Below are 17,801 nucleotides of genomic sequence, written 5' to 3'. Positions count from 1 at the left end.
GGCACCAATCAAGGTGGAGGACTTTTTTCATGTTGAAGAAACTTTCGATGGCCGCTGTTGCGGTTGCACTGTCCGCGTCGTCGTCGCTTGCGGCGACGGAGATCACCTGGTGGCACGCCATGGGCGCGGAACTGGGACATAAGCTTGAGGGGATCGCCAAGAAGTTCAACGAGAGCCAGACCGAGTATCATGTGACTCCCGTCTTCAAAGGTACCTATCCTGAAACCTTGACAGCAGCCATCGCCGCCTTCCGCGCCGGTCAGCAGCCAGCAATCGTGCAGGTCTTCGAAGTCGGCACCGGCACGATGATGGCAGCCAAGGGCGCCGTCTACCCCGTCTATAAGCTGATGACCGACAACAAGGAGCCCTGGGATCCGAAAGGCTTCCTCACGCCCGTGACGGGTTATTATTCCGACACGGAAGGCAACATCCTGTCGATGCCGTTCAACTCGTCGACTCCGATCATGTACTACAACAAGGATGTCTTCAAAAAGGCGGGCCTTGATCCAGAAGTCGCCCCGAAGACCTGGAAGGAAGTCGAAGAATTCTCCAAGAAGATCGTTTCGTCCGGTGCGGCGAAATGTGGTTTCACCTCCGGTTGGATTTCCTGGGTCCAGCTCGAAAATCTTTCGGCAATTCACGATAAGCCTTATGGCACGCTGGAAAACGGCTTCGGCGGCCTGAAGACCGAGTTCACCTTCAACGGCGACCTGCAGGCCCGTCACTGGGAGAACCTGAAGAAATGGGCGGATGAAGGTCTCTTCCAATACGGTGGCCCGGTCGGCGGCAACGATGCTCCGCCGAAATTCTATGCCCAGGAATGCGCGATCTACATGAATTCTTCCGCTTCTCGCGCCGGCGTCATGCTGAATGCCAAGGGTTTCGAGGTCGGTTTTGCGCCGCTTCCCTATTATGACGACGCGATTGCCGAACCGAAGAACTCGATCATCGGTGGCGCCACGCTCTGGGTGCTCAATGGCCAGAAGGACCCGAATGTCTACAAGGGCGTTGCCAAGTTCTTCACCTACCTTTCCAAAGCGGAAGTCCAGGCGGACTGGCACCAGTTCTCCGGCTATCTTCCGATTACCAATGCTGCCTACGAGCTCGGCCAGCAGCAGGGGTACTATGCAAAGAATCCGGGTTCCGACGTGGCGATCAAGCAGATCACCCGCGGCACGCCGACAGCAAATTCGAAGGGCATCCGGTTCGGTAATCTGACCCAGGTGCGTGATGTTATCGATAGCGAATTCGAAGCGCTTCTGGCTGGCAAGAAGACGGCCAAGGAAGCTCTCGATAATGCCGTTGTTCGCGGTAACAAGATCCTGCGCGACTTCGAAGCTGCAAATAACTGATCTCTCATTCAATGGGAAAGGGCCGGCTACGTCCGGCCCTTTCCTGATTGGAGATTTTCAGGCGCTGACGCAACGAGCGGGATCCGGATATTTTCCTCATGCAGACCAAGCGTACGATCTTCCAGAATAAACTGCTGCCTTATCTGCTGCTTTTGCCGCAGTTGGCTGTGACCACGGTTTTCTTCCTCTGGCCGGCCGGGCAGGCAGTGAAATCGTCATTCGAACGCGAGGATCCCTTTGGTTTCCGCACCACATTTATCTGGTTCGACAATTACCTTCAGCTTTTTGAGGACCCCGAATACCTGAATTCACTCGGTCGGACGGCGATCTTCGCAGTGTCTGTCACCTTGCTGTCCATGAGCCTCGCCTTGCTCTTCGCCGTCGCCGTCAACCGGTTGCTGCGTTCCGGGCGGGTCTACACCACCCTGCTCCTCTGGCCCTATGCGGTGGCTCCAGTCGTTGCGGGCGTCCTGTGGTGGTTCATGTTCAATCCGACCATAGGCATCCTGCCTTATCTGCTTGCGAGGCTGGGCATCAGCTGGAACCATCGTGTCGATGGCGCAGATGCAATGATCCTCATTATTCTGGCAGCGAGCTGGAAGCAGATATCGTACAATTTTCTTTTTTTCGTTGCCGGTCTCCAATCGGTGCCGCAGTCACTGGTCGAGGCGGCGGCAATTGATGGGGCCGGGCCATTCAAGAGGTTCTGGACGATCGTCTTTCCACTCCTTTCGCCTACGACTTTCTTCTTGATGATCATCAATATCAATTACGCCATGTTCGAGACGTTCGGCACGATCGACGGTTCCACAGGCGGAGGTCCGGCGGGTGCGACCAATACGCTGGTCTACAAGGTCTATGCGGACGGCTTCCTCGGGCTCAACATCGGTTCGTCTGCGGCCCAGTCCGTCATCCTGATGCTGATTGTCATAGCTTTGACCGCCGTCCAGTTCCGCTGGGTCGAGCGGCGTGTCCAGTATTAGGAGGCGCAAATGGTTGAAAACCGCCCGTTCCTGACGTTCCTCACCCATTTCGTTCTGATCCTGGGTGTCATTGTCGTCGTCTTTCCGGTTTATCTTGCCTTCATCGCTTCGACCCAGGGGCCTTCGGACTTCCTGTCCGGCGTCGTGCCGCTTCTTCCCGGCTCGCACCTGATGGAAAACTACGGTCAGATGTTGACGGGAGGCATGTCTCGCGCCGGGGCGCCGCCGCTGTGGATCCTGCTCGGCAATTCGTTGTTGATGGCGATCATCATCGCGGTAGGAAAGATCAGCATCTCGATCATCTCGGCCTATGCGATCGTTTATTTCCGGTTTCCTTTTCGGCTATTGGCATTCTGGCTGATCTTCATCACTCTCATGCTGCCGGTTGAGGTCCGCATCGTGCCGACGTTCAAGGTCGTGGCGGATCTTGGAATGTTGAATTCCTATGCCGGCCTCACCATTCCTCTCATTGCGTCGGCCACTGCGACGTTCCTTTTCCGGCAATTTTTCCTGACCATCCCGGACGAATTGATGGAGGCCGCCCGCGTGGATGGTTCAGGCCCGATGAAATTCTTTCGGGACATCCTGCTTCCGCTCAGCCGCACGAATATCGCAGCGCTTTTCGTGGTACTCTTCATCTACGGCTGGATTCAGTATCTGTGGCCGCTGCTGATCACGAATGACAGCCGCTACTATACGATCGTCATGGCGATCAAGCGCTTGGCAGCCGTTGCCGATAGCGATCCTCAGTGGAATCTCGTGATGGCGGCGATGATACTCGCCATGCTGCCGCCTGTCCTCGTCGTCATCCTTATGCAGCGCCTGTTCGTAAAAGGCCTTGTCGAAACGGAGAAATAACAATGGCTTCCATCGATGTTGAAAATGTCGGCAAGGTCTATTCCGGAGGCGTGCGCGCCGTGACCGACATCAAGCTGAACATCGCCGATGGCGAATTCATCGTGCTGGTCGGCCCGTCGGGTTGCGGCAAGTCCACGCTTCTGCGCATGGTTGCCGGGCTCGAGACGATTTCCGAAGGCGAGGTGAAGATCGGCTCCAAGGTCGTCAACAATGTCGAACCGGCCGACCGCGACATCGCGATGGTGTTCCAGAACTATGCGCTCTACCCGCATATGACGGTCTACAACAACCTCGCCTATGGCCTGAAGAACCGCGGCACGCCGAAGGCCGAAATCGATACTCGTGTCGCCGAGGCTGCCCGCATGCTGGAGATCACCCAGTATCTCGACCGCAAGCCGCGTGCGCTCTCCGGCGGCCAGCGCCAGCGCGTCGCCATGGGCCGTGCCATCGTGCGCAAGCCGGCCGCCTTCCTCTTCGACGAACCGCTCTCCAACCTCGATGCCAAGCTGCGCGTTTCCATGCGCGGCGAAATCAAGCGCCTCCAGCGCCGCCTCGGCACCACCTCGATCTATGTGACCCATGATCAGCTGGAAGCGATGACGCTGGCTGATCGCCTCGTTGTGCTGAATGGAGGCAGGATCGAGCAGATCGGTGCGCCGCTGGAAGTCTATCATGCGCCGGCGTCCACCTTCGTGGCGAGCTTCATCGGCTCCCCGGCCATGAACCTCGTCAAGGGCGAGCTGCATGGTGACAGGCTGGCGATCGGCCCGTCGGTGATCGGCCTCAATGGTTTCGCGCCCGCCTCCGGTCCCGTTACGGTCGGCGTCCGTGCCGAGGATATGCGGGTTGCACGCGAGGATGAGGAAGCGTTGCCGTTCCGCCTGGAATATACGGAAGAGTTGGGCTCGCAGCGTCTCATTCACGGCGCCGTGGGCGACCAGCAGGTTACCGTCGCCGTCTCGCCCGAGACCGAGCTCGCGCCCGAGATGCGCATTGCAGTCGATGCGAGGCGTCTGCACTTCTTTGCCGCGGATACCGGCAGGCGCCTTCCGGGCAAAGTTCCGGCCGAGGCGAAATTCGCGCCGGCCGAGCCGGTGGCCTGATCGGTCTTGAAATCGGGCCTATCGCTAAAATTGTAGCGTCGGTCTGAACGACCAGCTTACGCTTTGCGGCTACTGTCCCCTGGACCTGACAGCCAAGGGGGCAACATGAGCTGGCAAATCCTGGCGGCGGCCGCGACGGCCATCGCCGTCCGATACAAATCCTATGCGCCGGAACCGTCGACGGCAAAACCCTTTATCGGCGCCTGCCCGGATTCCCTGGAAATGGCGCCGCTTCCGATCGAGCCGAGCTGGGTGATTGCCGGCAATCCGCAGGCGCGGGCCGCTTCCCACTCGAAGGCTGAGGACGAATGCGCTGCGACCGGCGTGTGGGATTGCACGGCGGGCACCTTCCGCTGGTTCTTCGGCTGGGACGAGACGGTGGTCATCCTCGAAGGCGAGGTGCATGTGACCGCGGAGGATGGCACACAGCGCGTTCTCCGTGCCGGCGACGTCGCCTATTTCAAGGGCGGCACCTGGGCGACCTGGCACATTGACAACTATGTCAGGAAGATCGCCTTCCTGCGCAAGCCGTTTCCCGCGCCGCTCGCATTTCTCTACCGCCTGCGCAACATGCTGCGTCCCAGGGGCCAGGTCGGCCTCGCCGGCTGATGGTCGCTTTGACCGGTTGCCTTTGAGTGTCCGCCGTCCTACATCAGGCGGGCACTTTTTGAGGGGCTGAAGTCATGGCGAGAATCCGCAAAGTCGCATTTCAGATGGACCATATCTCCGGCATCAATATCGCCGGTGATTCCACCTTTGCCATGGCGCTCGAGGCGCAGGCCCGCGGCTATGAGCTTTTTCATTATACGCCCGACCGGCTGAGCATGCGTGATGGCAAGGTCTTCGCCGCCGTAGAGCCGCTTTCGGTGCGTGACATCAAGGGCGACCACTTCACGCTTGGCGACAGGCAGCGTATCGATCTCTCCGCCATGGACGTCATCCATCTGCGCCAGGACCCGCCCTTCGACATGGGTTATATCACCTCGACGCATCTGCTCGAGCGCATTCACCCGAAGACACTCGTCGTGAACGACCCCGCCTGGGTGCGCAATTCGCCGGAAAAGATCTTCGTCACGGAATTTGCGGATCTGATGCCGGCGACGCTGATTTCCCGCGATGTTGCCGAGATTGCGCGCTTCCGCGAAGAAATGGGCGACATCATCCTGAAGCCGCTCTACGGCAATGGCGGCGCCGGCGTCTTCCATTCCGCCCGAGACGATCGCAATTTCTCCTCGCTTTTGGAAATGTTCAACCAGATGTATCGCGGCGAGCCCTTCATCGCCCAGGCTTATCTGCCCGCAGTGCGCAAGGGCGACAAGCGCATCCTGTTGATTGACGGCAAGCCGGTCGGGGCGATCAATCGCGTGCCGGCCGAGCACGACAGCCGTTCCAACATGCATGTCGGCGGCCGCGCGGAACCCGTCGAGATCACCGCGCGGGAAGAGGAAATCTGTGCCCGCATCGGTCCGGCGCTGCGCGAGCGAGGCTTCCTTTTTGTCGGCATCGATGTGATCGGCGATTACATGACCGAGATCAACGTCACGTCCCCGACCGGCATCCGCGAGGTGAAGAAGTTCGGCGGCGCCGATGTCGCAAGCCTTCTTTGGGATGCAATCGAAGAAAAACGCGGCTGATAAAGCAATTCCGGAAAAGGGGAGGCTTCGCTCATTCGAAATTGCACAAAAAGAAGGCGGCCTCATGATTTCGTGAAGGTTGAGCCGCCGCCGTTTCGGATCCGGATCGTCTTTGTTCCGTCAATACAACTGGCTGCAACCTCGTTGCAGCGGCGGCGCGAAATTGTTCGTCTAATGTTCTTGTTTTATTCCTTGTTCCATGCCAGATTGCAATCGCTGGCGCGGAAGGCGTGTAATCGCTGGTGCTTCAGTCAGGGCTTGGGGGCAAGTTGAAATGGTTGCACGCGTCAGTACGGTTGCATTCCAGGGGATCGAGGGCGTTCCGGTCGACGTCCAGGTGATGGTCGGTCCGGGCAAGATGAACATGCATATCGTCGGTCTGCCGGACAAGGCGGTGGCTGAAAGCCGGGAACGGGTGCAGGCGGCGCTGCATGCATCCGGGCTTGCCATGCCGCCCAAGAAGGTGACGGTCAACCTTGCGCCGGCCGACCTTCCGAAGGAAGGATCGCATTTCGATCTGCCTATTGCATTGGGGCTGATGGCGGCGCTGGGCGCGATACCTGCGGATGCGCTGGCCGATTACGTGGTGATCGGCGAGCTCAACCTCGACGGAACTCTGGCGCCGGTGACCGGCGCCCTGCCGGCGGCGATCGGTGCCAACGCGATGGGAAAAGGCCTGATCTGCCCGGCCGATAGCGGTGCGGAAGCGGCCTGGGCGGGCGCGGATATCGATATCGTCGCGCCGCGCAGCCTGATTGCGCTTGCCAATCATTTCCGCGGCACCCAGGTGATCTCCCGACCGCAGCCGGCGATCCGGGCGATGCCGGCCAATCTCCCCGATCTCGCCGATATCAAGGGGCAGGAAAGCGCCAAGCGGGCGCTGGAAGTGGCGGCGGCCGGCGGACACAATCTCCTGATGGCAGGCCCGCCCGGCTCCGGGAAATCCATGCTCGCGGCGCGGCTTCCCTCCATCCTTCCGCCGCTGTCCGCTGCCGAGCTTCTGGAAGTCTCGATGATCCATTCGATCGCCGGCCAGCTCTCCGGCGGCAAGCTGTCGGATCGCCGTCCCTATCGCACGCCGCATCATTCGGCCACCATGGCGGCGCTGGTCGGAGGCGGCCTGCGCGCCAGACCGGGGGAGGCGTCTCTTGCCCATCACGGCATACTTTTCCTCGACGAGTTCCCGGAGTTTTCGCCCCAGGCGCTCGATGCACTGCGTCAGCCGCTCGAAACCGGGGAATGCATCATCGCGCGTGCCAACCACCGGGTTTCCTATCCGGCGAGCATACAGCTCGTTGCCGCCATGAACCCGTGCCGCTGCGGCATGGCGGGTGAGCCCGGCCATACCTGTGCGCGCGGCCCGCGTTGCGCCGCCGATTACCAGGCGCGAATTTCCGGCCCCTTGATGGACCGTATCGATATCCGGATCGACGTGCCGGCGGTATCAGCCGCCGACCTGATCCGCCCGATGTCGGCGGAAAGGAGTGCTGATGTGGCAAAGCGAGTCGCCGCGGCTCGCGAAAGACAGCGGGAACGTTTCGCGGGCGCCGGTTGTCCAGGCGTCCTCACCAATGCCCGCTGCTCGACATCGCTGATCGAGAAGTTCGCCGAGCCGGACCCGAACGGATTGCAGTTGCTCCGGGATGCTGCCGAAAAGCTCAAATTTTCCGCCCGCGGCTACCACCGCGTGCTCAAGGTGGCGCGCACTCTGGCCGATCTCGACAACAAGGATACGGTGGGCCGCATCCATCTCGCCGAAGCGATCTCCTATCGCATGGCTGGCGAACGGCTCACGAATGCGGCGGCGTGATTGCTGTAGTGAGCAGTGATTAGTCGGTGGTGAATAGTGCTCTCATCGAGTTTATGTGCTGCGATCTGCCTGCGACACTACTCACTACTCACTCTTTTCACCCACCCAGCCCTTCGAACAGTGCCGTCGAGAGATAACGTTCGGCGAAGGAGGGGATGATCACGACGATGTTCTTGCCGGCATTTTCAGGCCGGCTGCCCACTTCGATGGCAGCGGTGAGCGCTGCACCTGAGGAGATGCCGACGGGAACGCCTTCGAGCCTGGCGACGAGGCGGGCCATTTCCATGGCTTCCGCGCTGTTGACGGTGACGACCTCGTCGTAGATCGAGGTGTCGAGAATCTTTGGGGCGAAGCCGGCGCCGATCCCCTGGATTTTGTGCGGCCCGGGCTGGCCGCCGGAAAGCACGGGCGATTCCTCGGGCTCGACGGCAATGACCTTGAGGTCCGGATTACGGCTTTTCAGCACCTGTCCGGCGCCGGTGATCGTACCGCCCGTGCCGATGCCGGAGACGAAGATATCGACCTTGCCGTCGGTATCGTTCCAGATTTCCTCGGCCGTCGTCTTGCGATGGATTTCCGGATTGGCAGGGTTCTCGAACTGCTGCGGAATGACCGCGTCGGGCAGCGAGGCGGCGAGCTCTTCCGCCTTGGCGATCGCGCCCTTCATGCCCTTCGGCCCTTCGGTCAGCACCAGTTCGGCGCCGAGCAGTGCCAGCATCTTGCGGCGTTCGATCGACATCGTCTCCGGCATGGTGAGGATCAGCTTGTAGCCTTTCGCGGCGGCGGCGAAGGCAAGGGCGATGCCCGTATTGCCGGAGGTCGGCTCGATCAGCGTGGTCTTGCCGGGTGTGATCTTGCCCTGGGCTTCGAGGCTCTCGATCATCGCCACACCGATGCGGTCCTTGACGGAAGCGATCGGATTGAAGAACTCCAGCTTGGCAAGCAAATTGGCTTTGACGCCTTTTTCCTTCGCGAGCTTATCCAGCCGCACGATGGGTGTATCGCCGATCGTTTCGGTGATCGATGAATAGATCCGGCCGCGGCCCGGTTTCTGTTCCGACATGGTGTTCTCCCTGACAAGTCGTTCTGATGCTGGAAGATAGGTCCAAAGAGCACCGGAGGCCAGCCGCATTGATCTTCCCTGCGCCGGTCGGGGAGAAAAAAGATGCAGGAAGAGAGCTCGATGCGGAGAGTTTTTGCAACAGCGGGACGTTTTGGAAAATCCCTGCCGAAATAGGGATGGGCAGCTATTGAAAAAGCCCCGGCATAGGGCACTTTAATTCCAGATCGCTGGCACCGAAAGGCGGCCTATGCTCGATCTTGAAGGGGATAATCCATGTCTGATAATGCTGCCCGGAACCGCAAGCTTGCTCCGCTCGCCACGCCCTCAGATCTCGGAACGAACGCCGTGAAGGATATCGCCGCGGCGCTCACGACGCTGCTTGCCGATGTCTTTTCACTTTACCTCAAGACCAAGAATTTCCACTGGCACATGTCCGGTCCGCACTTCCGGGATTACCATCTGCTTCTCGATGAGCAGGCAGAGCAGATTTTCGCAATGACGGATGACGTTGCCGAGCGCGCCCGCAAGATCGGCGGCACGACCCTGCGTTCGATCGGCCATATTTCCCGGCTGCAGCGCATCCCCGACAATGATGCGGATTTCGTGACGCCGGAGGATATGCTGGCGGAGCTCAGGGAAGACAACAAGCAGCTGATCGCCCTCATGCGGCAAACGCACGACCTCTGCGATGAGCATAACGACGTGGCGACCGCCAGCCTGATCGAGAACTGGATCGATGAAGCGGAGCGCCGCACCTGGTTCCTCTTCGAGACGACCCGCCGCGAAAAGTGAATTGCCGGGATAATCCTTGCAGGCGCTTGCGGATTGGCTCCGGCCTCAGACGCCGGTCGATCCGAAGCCGCTGGCGCCGCGGGCTGTTTCGGTCGCTTCGGCGATCTCCTCGATGCGGACCTGGATCACCGGTGCGATCACCATCTGGGCGATCCGCATGCCGCGGGTGATGACGAAATCCTCGTCGCCGAGATTGATCAAGAGCACCTTCACCTCACCGCGATAGTCGCTATCGATGGTGCCGGGCGTATTGAGGCAGGTTATGCCGTGTTTGAAGGCAAGGCCGGAGCGCGGCCGCACCTGCGCCTCGAAACCACCCGGTATTTCGAAGATGAAGCCGGTCGGCACCAGCGCGCGCCTGCTCGGCGCGATCGCCAGCGGCGAACCTTCCCCGACGGCGGCGCGAAGGTCCATGCCGGCCGCGCCGGCGGTCTCATAGGACGGCAGATCGAGGCCGTCGCCATGCGGCAGACGGATCAGATTGAGTTTCGGTGAGGAGGGGGCGTGCATGTTCATGACGCATTACTTTGCTCCGTCAGCCGGGAGGTCAATTGCAATGGCGGGCTTTAGTCGCTAGATACGCCGGCAATTCACAGGATTTGCACGATGCCCGAAACCATTGCCGAGGCGGTCGCCCGCCGTCGCACATTCGCGATTATTGCCCATCCGGACGCGGGCAAGACGACTCTCACCGAAAAACTGCTGCTCTTCGGCGGCGCGATCCAGCTTGCCGGCGAGGTGAAGGCCAAGAAGGACCGCATCCAGACGCGGTCCGACTGGATGAAGATCGAGCGCGAGCGCGGCATCTCGGTCGTCACCTCGGTCATGACCTTCGAATATGGCGGCAATGTCTTCAACATCCTCGATACGCCCGGCCACGAGGATTTTGCCGACGACACCTATCGCACGCTAACGGCGGTGGATGCTGCGGTCATGGTCATCGACGCCGCAAAAGGCATCGAACCGCGCACGCTGAAACTTTTCGAAGTCTGCCGCATGCGCGACATCCCGATCATCACCTTCGTCAACAAGATGGACCGCGAAAGCCGCGACCCCTTCGAGATACTGGACGAGGTGGAGGAGAAGCTGGCACTCGATACCGCGCCGATCACCTGGCCGATCGGCCGGTCCAAGACCTTCTGCGGCTCTTACCATCTCGCCGATAATACGGTGCGCGGTTCCGACACCGAGGTAACTGTGACGCCGGTCAACGGCCCGCAGAGTGTGGCCGACCGTCTGCCGGAAAACGAGCGTGCGGCGTTCATCGAAGAGACGGAACTGGCGATCGAGGCTTGCAGGCCCTTCGATCGCCAGGCTTTCCTCGAAGGTCATATGACGCCGGTTTTCTTTGGCTCGGCGCTCCGCAACTACGGCGTCCGCGATCTGATCGAGGCACTCGGCGAATTTGCGCCGCCACCCCGCGACCAGGTGGCCGATATCCGCAAGGTGCACGCGGCGGAGGACCGGATGACGGCCTTCGTCTTCAAGATCCAGGCGAACATGGACCCGAACCATCGCGACCGCATCGCCTTCGCCCGCGTCTGCTCCGGCAAGCTGGAGCGCGGCATGAAGGCGCGCCTGTCGCGCACCGGCAAGCAGCTCGGGTTGACGGCGCCGCAATTCTTCTTCGCCTCGCAGCGGCAGCTGGCGGATACTGCCTATGCCGGCGATGTGGTCGGCATTCCGAACCACGGGACACTCAGGATCGGCGATACGCTGACGGAAGGCGAGCCGCTGGTCTTCCAGGGCGTGCCGAATTTCTCGCCGGAAATTCTCCGCCGCGTGCGGCTGGAGGATGCCATGAAGGCGAAGAAGCTGAAGGAAGCCCTGCAGCAGATGGCGGAAGAAGGCGTCGTGCAGCTCTTTTCGCCGGAAGACGGCTCGCCGGCGATCGTCGGCGTCGTCGGCGCGCTGCAGCTCGATGTGCTGAAGGAGCGGCTTGTGGCTGAATACGGCCTGCCGGTCTCCTTCGAAATGTCGCGTTTCTCTGTCTGCCGCTGGATCGCGGCGGACCAGCCGGCCGAGCTGGAAAAATTCCTCTCGACCCATCGCGGCGATATCGCCCGCGATCTTGATGGCGATCCGGTCTATCTGGCGCAGGACGGCTTTTCGCTGCGCTATGAGAGCGAGCGTTATCCGGCGATCAGGATGGCCGCGATCAAGGAATATCACGTCGCCAAGGCGGCGTGATATTTTCGGACCTCAATCGAACCTGACGGCAGTCGTGTTCGACCCGCAGACGAGGACGCAGACGCGTTCGTCCAGGCCCGGAACGTATTTACCGGAAAGAAGGGCGGCGAAGGCGGCCGCTCCGCCGGGCTCGGCCACGACGCGCGCGCCGGCCCACAGCGCCTTCTGGGCGGCCAGAATCGCGTCGTCCGAAACCAGAACCGGCGGTTCGACATATTTCTGTGCGATCGGAAACATCAATTGGCCGACCTGCCTCGGGGCGAGCGAGTCGGCTGCGATGCCGCCGGCCGGGGCATCCACCGGCCTGCCGGCCTTGAAGGCCTCGTGAAGCGTCGGCGCACCGTCGGATTCCACCGCAACGATCTTCACCCGGCCGCGGAACCACGAGGCGACGCCGCCGATCAGCCCGCCGCCGCCGACGGCGACGAGCAGCGTCGTCATTTCCGGCAGGTCGTCCTCGATCTCCTTTCCGAGCGTTCCCTGGCCCAGCAAGGTTTCCACCTGGTCATAGGCGTGCACCGCCAGAGCCCCGCTCTCGGCGACATAGGTCTCGCTGGCCGCCAGCGCATCCGCATATCGGTCGCCGCCGATCACGAGTTCCGCGCCATAGGAGCGGATGCGCTCCGCCTTGGCGGGCGAGGTGACGCTCGGCACGAAGATCGTGGCGGGCACGCCGAGCCGCATCGCCGCATAGGCCACCGCAGCACCATGATTGCCGCCGGATGCCGCGACGACGCCGGCCGGCGGAACGTCACGGGTCAGCAGGCTGGAGAAGGCGCCGCGCGCCTTGAACGAGCCGGAATGCTGCAAAAGTTCGAGTTTCAGATCGACTGGCAGTGCCCCGGCTCCGAAATCCCGCATGTCGACCCGCATCACCGGTGTGTGGCGGATATGCGGACGGATGAGCTTCTCTGTTTCGGCTATGCGTTCTGGCTTGACAGGATCGACGGACATGTGGGCCTCATACAGGATTGACTTTAGTTCGTTACTTGGCAAAATACCAAAATGCAAGACGTCGATATCCTGAAAGCCTTCGCCAACGATCGGCGTCTGATGATTCTCGAATGGCTGAAGCAGCCGCGCGAGCATTTTCCGCCGCAGGTGGATGGCGACCTGGTGGAAGACGGCGTCTGCGCGGTGCTGATCGCGGAGAAGCTCGGCATAACCCCTGCCACGCTCAGCGAGCATATGCGCATTCTCGTGCAGGCGGAACTGGTCCACGGCAAGCGCATCAAGCAATGGATTTTCTACCGTCGCAACGAGGAACGGGTAGCGGGACTGAAGCAGGGCCTGTTCGCAAGCTTGTAGACCCGTTCAGGCCTGGGCCAGCTTTTCGCTGAGGAAATCGACGACGGCACGCACGGCCGGCAATTGACCGCGCCGATGCGGCATCAGGATGGTCGTGGTGATGCTGCCTGCCGTCCAGTCCGGAAGCAGGCGCACGAGCCGACCTTCGGCGAGCGCGTCGCGGCAGACGGAGGTCGGCAGGCAGGCGAGGCCAAGCCCGGCCAGTGCCGCCTTCATCATCACCATCGGCTCGTCGGCGGCAATCACCGGCAGGGGCCTCACCAGAACCTCTTTATTTTCGCATGAGGTCAGCCGCCAGGGATCGTCGTCGAAATAGGCCGCCACCGCTTTATGCCCGGCAAGCTCCTCCGGGCTCCTGGGCTCGCCATGTGCATGCAGATAATCCGGCGAGGCGACGACGAAGAAAGGGTGCGTGGCAAGCTTCCTCTGCAGCAGTGTCGAATCGGGCAGGGGCGCCTGGTGGCTCCGCAGCGCGATGTCGAACCCTTCCTGGACGATATCGACGAACCGATCGCTGACATGCAGCGAAAGCTTGAGTTTCGGGTAACGGGCGGAAAGCTCCGGCAGGTGTTCGGCGAGCAGGAATTGCGCGGTCGGCACAGCGGCGGTCATCCGCACAATCCCGCTCGGTTCGCCAAGGTGGGTGCGCACGATCGTTTCGGCCATTTCCGCTTCGATGATCGAGGCTTGTGCATGCTGGAAGAAATCCCGGCCGAGGTCGGTCAATGAAAAGCTGCGCGAAGTGCGATGGATCAGCCTGACGCCCAGCCGATCCTCCAGCTCCGCGACCCGCTTGCTGATCGTGGATTTCGGCACCCCAAGCCGACGCCCGGCGGCGGAAAATCCACCGTGTTCCACCGCCTGAACGAAGAAATGGAGATCGTTGAGATTGAGCGACGCAGTCATGTCATCTTCCATATATGTAGACTTTAAAGCGCAATAAAGCCGTCTACCGCACCAGCGTCCACAAAATCATATTGTCTTCATTCGAAAGGTTCAATTCCCAAGGAGTGAAGATATGACACCGATCCTGTTTTATGGCGTGCCGGAGGGATGCTCGTTCGGCTCGATCGTGGCGCTTGAATGGACGGGCGCGCCCTATCGCCTCTGCCGGGTGGAAATGCCCGGAGTGGTCTCGAGCGAGGCCTACAGGCCGGTCAATCCGGTCGGTGAAACGCCCTCGCTGATGTTGCCGGACGGTCGCGTGATGAGCGAAAGCATGGCCATCCTCAACCACATTGCCGCCCGCACGATGGACAAGGGTTTTGGTTTCGATCCGAAATCCGAAAAATTCGACCGGCTGAACCAGATGCTGGCTTTCCTCAACACCGGCTTCTTCAATGCCTTCAGCCCGCTCTGGCACGCGGTCGAGCACGAACTGGAGCCGCAGGCGAAGGAGGCGCTTAGGGCCTATGGCATCGCCAAGGTGGAAAAGGCGCATGCCCATCTGGAAAAGCTGATCAACGGCCGCAAATGGCTGCTTGGCGATGAGAAGAGCTTTGCGGATGCCTATTTCGCCGGCATCGCCCGCTGGAACGATTTCCATCAGGTCGTAGACCGGAAGAAATTTCCGGCGCTCAATGCACTTTACGAGCGCCTGCAGGAGGACCCCGCGGTAAGTTTTGCCTGGGCTATCGAGCATCAGGAGGAGGCCAGAACGGCCGGCCGGTTCCTTGGTCACGTAAGCCTCGAAGAGGCGCTGGGCGAGATCAGGCAGGCGGCTTGATCCGTATCGAGATGTTTCCATAAATATTTCGGTATGCCATAGTGGGCTCTGGCTTCGGCGAGGGCCTGCTGTGGCACTGTCGCAACGGCAGTCCCGCCCCAAGTCCGGCAGGAGGTCCATGATGGTACGCGAAAACGAAATCCGCGAAAACGAAGTGGCGGTCACGCCACCTGCGCCAACCGATGCAGGACTGACCTTCATCGGCCGCATCTCGACCCCCTGGACTTCGCGCATGGAGACGCCGCGCCAGGGCAGGCATGACGGGCCTGTCTGCCGCATCGAGATCTTCGAGCCCTGGGTTGCGGCGCTCAAGGGCATCGAGGCTTTCGAGCGCCTGGAAGTCCTCTATTGGCTGGACCGTTCGCGACGTGATCTGGTGTTGCAGAGCCCGGCAAGCAACGGCAAGGTCCATGGTACGTTTTCGCTGCGCACGCCGGTGCGCCCGAATCCGATCGGCACCTCGATCGTCGTGCTGGAAGCGGTGGAAGGCAATGTACTTCTCGTTCGAGGGCTCGATTGCCTCGACGGCACGCCGCTTCTAGACCTGAAACCGGACCGCACCCTCTTCAAGCCGATTGCGCCGCCGCAGCCCGGAGATTTCCAGACCGGCGACGACACGCCGAAAGTGCACTATTGCCAGAAGGCGTGAGGAATCCGGTCCGCCGCCCGTTGATGGTCGCAGGCGTGACAATCACGCCGCGGTGAGATCTCTGAGGAAATCATTGCACCAACGGGTTACGTCGTGTTCCAGAAGGTGCTCCATCATGCGGCCCCAGCGTTCCTGGCGCTCTTCGAGCGGCATGTTGATGCCGCGGGCGATCGCGTTGGCGGTACCCTCTATGTCGTAGGGGTTTACCAGCAGCGCCCCCCGTAATTCCCGGGCGGCGCCCGCGAAGCGTGACAGCACCAGCACGCCGGGGTTCTCCGGGTCCTGGGCGGCGACATATTCCTTGGCGACAAGGTTCATCCCGTCACGCAGCGGCGTCACGAGCCCGATCCGCGCCAGCCGGTAGAGGCCCGCGAGTACCGGGCGACCGATCGAACGGTTGATGTAGCGGATCGGCACCCAGTCCACCGTGCCGATCGCGCCGTTCACGCGGCCGGCCTGCTCGGCAACCGTCCGCTGCATCTGCTCGTATTCCGGCACTTCCGAGCGGGATTTCGGTGTGATCTGCAGATAGGTCACCCGGTTATGGTGACCCGGATTGGATTTGACGAAATGTTCGAAAGCATCGAGCCGTTGGGTGATCCCCTTCGAATAATCGAGCCGGTCGACCCCGATGATGAGATCGCGGCCTTCGACACTCTGCTTGGCCTTGCGTACGATCAGGTTGGTGGCAGCCTTTTTCGCATAGTCCGCGAATGCGGCGGTCTCGATGCCGATCGGGTAGAACCCGCCCTTGAATGTCCGCCCGTAGGAGGTCAGCTTGCCGCCTTCCAGCGCCTCGCCGATGCCTTCGCGCACGAGTCCGCCGGCAAAATTGGCGAGGTCGTGGTCGGTCTGGAAGCCGACCAGGTCATAGTGCGAAAGGCCCTTCATGATCTCCTCGTGGACGGGCATCGTGAAGAGCACGTCCGCCGGTGGCCACGGAATGTGCAGGAAGAAACCGATACGGTTCTTGAGGCCCATCTGGCGCAGTTCGGCGGCGAGCGGGATCAGGTGGTAATCATGCACCCAGATGATGTCGTCTTCCCGCAGCAGTGGCGCTAGCCGGTGGGCAAAGAAGCGGTTGACGCGGAAATAGCCGGCCATCTCCTTGCGGCCGTATTCGGCGAGATCCAGCCGGTAGTGGCAGATCGGCCAGAGCACCCGGTTGGCGAAGCCGTGGTAATATTCTTCGACATCCGTCTTCGTGAGGTCGGTGAGCGCATAGGTGATATTGCCATGCGTCTGCATGGCAAGCGGCGCGGGCTCCTTCGCGCCGCTGGACTTGCCCGACCAGCCCATCCAGATGCCGCCGCGCTCTTCCAGGGCTGCCTGCAGGGCGACGGCTAGCCCCCCGGCGGGAGCGTCGCCGCTTTTTTGCGGGAGGGTGACGCGGTTGGAAACGACCACAAGACGGCTCAAGCTCTTCCCTTTCGATTCAAGCGATATTGGATGTGCCGGCGCCGGCCAGCGTGGCGAGGATCGCCCGCAGGGCATCGGTCGAAGGGAGAGTGGATATCGCTTCCGTTTCAGCCGGCGTTTCGGCGATGCGGATCGAATGCCCGCCAAGCCGGTTTGCCGTCCGGAACATCGCTTCGTCGGTCACGTCGTCGCCGATCGCGATCGGTTTACGCCCGTTGAAGGGCGTCTCGTCGAGGAAGGCCTTGAGCGCATGCCCCTTGCTGGCCTGCGCCGGGCGGATTTCGGCGACCATCTTGCCACGCTGCAGCGTGAAGTCCGGGCCGGCCATGTCGAGATAACGGGGCATGGCTGCTTCCACGGTCTCTCGCTGATCCGGGGCTTGCCGGTAATGTGCAGCGACGGCCGCCCCCTTGTCCTCCACCAGGACGCCCGGCCATTGTTTCGCCTCCCGCGCCAGGGCGGCTTTCAGTTCTTCGAATGCGGCATTTGGCGTGAAGCGGCTGATCTCGCCCGATGGACCGCGCCGCTCGGACCCATGCAGTCCGGCGATCGGAAATGTGTACGGCACGAAAAGCCGGTCGGCATAGGCAAGCGCGCGTCCGGTTACCAGCGCCAGCGCACCATTGAGCTTCGTGGAAAGGTGATGGAGGTTTTCCGGCAAATCCGGGGGAACGACGATCCCATCCGGCGTATCTGCAAGGTCGATCAGTGTTCCATCGATATCGAGAAACAGTGCCCATTGGTCGGGTTGGAATGCCAGTTTAAAAAGGGCTTCCTCGCCGGATGAAACAGAGGCCTGATCGTCCTGCCTGGGATTTTCCTGATATGACATACTGCCAAATTTAGGCCGCAAATCCGCTCAGGCAACCTCAAAAGACAACAAAGGGTCGTAAAAAGTGATTGGCCCTCTGTCA

The 17,801-nt window shown here is 61.2% G+C and carries 18 protein-coding genes; 12 read left to right on the top strand and 6 right to left on the bottom strand.

The window, feature by feature from the left end; all coding sequences use genetic code 11:
- The first annotated feature begins 29 nt into the window (after positions 1-29).
- From ugpB to JL39_RS29700, 7 genes are all read left to right on the top strand, one after another.
- Positions 30-1,352: a sn-glycerol-3-phosphate ABC transporter substrate-binding protein UgpB gene (gene ugpB, locus JL39_RS29730; protein ID WP_037159349.1), complete on the top strand. Its 1,323-nt coding sequence runs from the start codon at positions 30-32 to the stop codon at positions 1,350-1,352.
- A 98-nt stretch (positions 1,353-1,450) separates the two neighbouring features.
- Complete coding sequence (gene ugpA, locus JL39_RS29725; RefSeq protein ID WP_037159347.1) at positions 1,451-2,335, top strand: sn-glycerol-3-phosphate ABC transporter permease UgpA; 885 nt, start codon at positions 1,451-1,453, stop codon at positions 2,333-2,335.
- Between the two features lie 9 nt (positions 2,336-2,344).
- Positions 2,345-3,193, top strand: coding sequence for a sn-glycerol-3-phosphate ABC transporter permease UgpE (ugpE, locus tag JL39_RS29720; RefSeq protein ID WP_037159345.1), 849 nt, complete (start codon positions 2,345-2,347; stop codon positions 3,191-3,193).
- A 2-nt stretch (positions 3,194-3,195) separates the two neighbouring features.
- A complete protein-coding gene (locus tag JL39_RS29715) occupies positions 3,196-4,296 on the top strand; it encodes a sn-glycerol-3-phosphate import ATP-binding protein UgpC (RefSeq protein WP_037159343.1) in 1,101 nt (366 codons plus the stop codon).
- A gap of 105 nt (positions 4,297-4,401) precedes the next feature.
- Positions 4,402-4,905 carry a cupin domain-containing protein gene (locus JL39_RS29710; RefSeq protein WP_037159341.1) on the top strand — a complete coding sequence of 168 codons (504 nt, stop codon included), beginning with the start codon at positions 4,402-4,404 and terminating at the stop codon, positions 4,903-4,905.
- A 74-nt stretch (positions 4,906-4,979) separates the two neighbouring features.
- Complete coding sequence (gshB, locus tag JL39_RS29705; protein ID WP_037159339.1) at positions 4,980-5,930, top strand: glutathione synthase; 951 nt, start codon at positions 4,980-4,982, stop codon at positions 5,928-5,930.
- 274 nt (positions 5,931-6,204) lie between these two features.
- Positions 6,205-7,740 (top strand): YifB family Mg chelatase-like AAA ATPase, encoded by a 1,536-nt coding sequence (locus JL39_RS29700; protein WP_037159337.1) that lies wholly within the window; start codon positions 6,205-6,207, stop codon positions 7,738-7,740.
- Between the two features lie 97 nt (positions 7,741-7,837).
- Here JL39_RS29700 and cysK read toward each other — a convergent pair whose 3' ends face one another.
- Complete coding sequence (gene cysK, locus JL39_RS29695) at positions 7,838-8,803, bottom strand: cysteine synthase A (protein ID WP_037159335.1); 966 nt, start codon at positions 8,801-8,803, stop codon at positions 7,838-7,840.
- Positions 8,804-9,076: 273 nt separating this feature from the next.
- Here cysK and JL39_RS29690 point away from each other — a divergent pair, with 273 nt between their 5' ends.
- A complete protein-coding gene (locus tag JL39_RS29690) occupies positions 9,077-9,595 on the top strand; it encodes a DNA starvation/stationary phase protection protein (RefSeq protein ID WP_037159334.1) in 519 nt (172 codons plus the stop codon).
- 45 nt (positions 9,596-9,640) lie between these two features.
- Here the strand turns inward: JL39_RS29690 and dut are convergent, their stop codons facing one another.
- Positions 9,641-10,111, bottom strand: a complete 471-nt coding sequence (gene dut / locus JL39_RS29685; RefSeq protein WP_037159332.1) for a dUTP diphosphatase — start codon at positions 10,109-10,111, stop codon at positions 9,641-9,643.
- A 90-nt stretch (positions 10,112-10,201) separates the two neighbouring features.
- On the opposite strand from dut, the gene JL39_RS29680 reads away from it, so the two are divergent.
- Positions 10,202-11,785: a peptide chain release factor 3 gene (locus JL39_RS29680; RefSeq protein ID WP_037159329.1), complete on the top strand. Its 1,584-nt coding sequence runs from the start codon at positions 10,202-10,204 to the stop codon at positions 11,783-11,785.
- Positions 11,786-11,797: 12 nt separating this feature from the next.
- Here JL39_RS29680 and JL39_RS29675 read toward each other — a convergent pair whose 3' ends face one another.
- Positions 11,798-12,739, bottom strand: a complete 942-nt coding sequence (locus JL39_RS29675; protein WP_052183179.1) for a threonine/serine dehydratase — start codon at positions 12,737-12,739, stop codon at positions 11,798-11,800.
- A gap of 51 nt (positions 12,740-12,790) precedes the next feature.
- Between JL39_RS29675 and JL39_RS29670 the strand changes: the two genes are divergently transcribed.
- The gene (locus tag JL39_RS29670) at positions 12,791-13,093 is read left to right on the top strand and encodes a metalloregulator ArsR/SmtB family transcription factor (protein ID WP_037159327.1); all 303 of its coding nucleotides are present in this window, start codon (positions 12,791-12,793) and stop codon (positions 13,091-13,093) included.
- A gap of 6 nt (positions 13,094-13,099) precedes the next feature.
- Here the strand turns inward: JL39_RS29670 and JL39_RS29665 are convergent, their stop codons facing one another.
- Positions 13,100-13,999, bottom strand: coding sequence for a LysR substrate-binding domain-containing protein (locus JL39_RS29665; protein ID WP_037159325.1), 900 nt, complete (start codon positions 13,997-13,999; stop codon positions 13,100-13,102).
- Positions 14,000-14,111: 112 nt separating this feature from the next.
- Here JL39_RS29665 and JL39_RS29660 point away from each other — a divergent pair, with 112 nt between their 5' ends.
- Positions 14,112-14,819 (top strand): glutathione S-transferase family protein, encoded by a 708-nt coding sequence (locus JL39_RS29660; protein ID WP_037159323.1) that lies wholly within the window; start codon positions 14,112-14,114, stop codon positions 14,817-14,819.
- A gap of 121 nt (positions 14,820-14,940) precedes the next feature.
- Positions 14,941-15,468: a tRNA (N6-threonylcarbamoyladenosine(37)-N6)-methyltransferase TrmO gene (tsaA, locus tag JL39_RS29655; RefSeq protein ID WP_037159320.1), complete on the top strand. Its 528-nt coding sequence runs from the start codon at positions 14,941-14,943 to the stop codon at positions 15,466-15,468.
- 42 nt (positions 15,469-15,510) lie between these two features.
- Here tsaA and otsA read toward each other — a convergent pair whose 3' ends face one another.
- Positions 15,511-16,887, bottom strand: a complete 1,377-nt coding sequence (otsA, locus tag JL39_RS29650) for an alpha,alpha-trehalose-phosphate synthase (UDP-forming) (RefSeq protein ID WP_037159317.1) — start codon at positions 16,885-16,887, stop codon at positions 15,511-15,513.
- Positions 16,888-16,903: 16 nt separating this feature from the next.
- Complete coding sequence (gene otsB, locus JL39_RS29645) at positions 16,904-17,719, bottom strand: trehalose-phosphatase (protein ID WP_037159314.1); 816 nt, start codon at positions 17,717-17,719, stop codon at positions 16,904-16,906.
- Positions 17,720-17,801 lie beyond the last annotated feature (82 nt).

This window comes from Rhizobium sp. YS-1r, assembly GCF_000757525.1.
GTDB classification, from domain to species: domain Bacteria; phylum Pseudomonadota; class Alphaproteobacteria; order Rhizobiales; family Rhizobiaceae; genus Neorhizobium; species Neorhizobium petrolearium.
The sequence above is the reverse complement of the archived record's forward strand: the minus strand, read 5'-3'. Positions and strand labels throughout refer to the sequence as shown.